This window comes from Polaromonas sp. P1_G1 (genome assembly GCF_056405595.1).
In genome coordinates this window covers 1-538 of the sequence record NZ_JBFUBU010000142.1, presented here as the reverse complement: position 1 = coordinate 538, position 538 = coordinate 1, and the positions used below count along the sequence as shown (strand labels likewise).

At 51.9% G+C, this 538-nt stretch carries 1 protein-coding gene; it reads right to left on the bottom strand.

Translation table 11 applies throughout. The annotated features are described in order from the left end of the window. A partial coding sequence (locus AC1D1Y_RS26150; RefSeq protein ID WP_477684914.1) for a hypothetical protein occupies positions 1-253 on the bottom strand: 253 nt, incomplete at its 3' end. Between the last annotated feature and the right edge of the window lie 285 nt (positions 254-538).

The window sequence follows — 538 nt, the reverse complement described above, 5'->3', positions numbered from 1 at the left end:
ACTTCACACGCGGGGTGTTGAACTTGTTTTCGCAGACTGTAAAAACCACGGCCGCAACCACGCCAAACAAGATGCCGAGTACCACCTGAATGGCCTTGAGCTCCCAGTACTGGGAGGGGTCTTCTTGCACCGGCTGAAACAAGCCTACGACAATGCCAAACACCAGCCAGCGCACGAGATAGCCCCACCAGCGGGTCCATAGCCCTGTGCCAACCTGTGGCCAGTTTTCCTTGCTTGCGTCTGCATTGTCCATAGGTAGAGTCTACAAAAGCATTCAGCGTCGCTAGGCCCCGCAAGCAAAAAATCCCGATCCTTCGTATAATTCATCCATGTTCTCTATCAAAGATTTGATCCTCACCTAGCCTTACCGCTCTGTCGGCAAGGCTATTTGTCTTGCCGGTCTTTGAACCTCAAACCCCGGCAGTTTTCTGTGCGGGGTTTTTTGTTTTTTGCGAGTATTTCCTATGCGTACCTTTGACAAGCTGATCGCCACAATTCATTCACACCAGTGGATGGTGGGCTTGCGCTCGTCCATTGG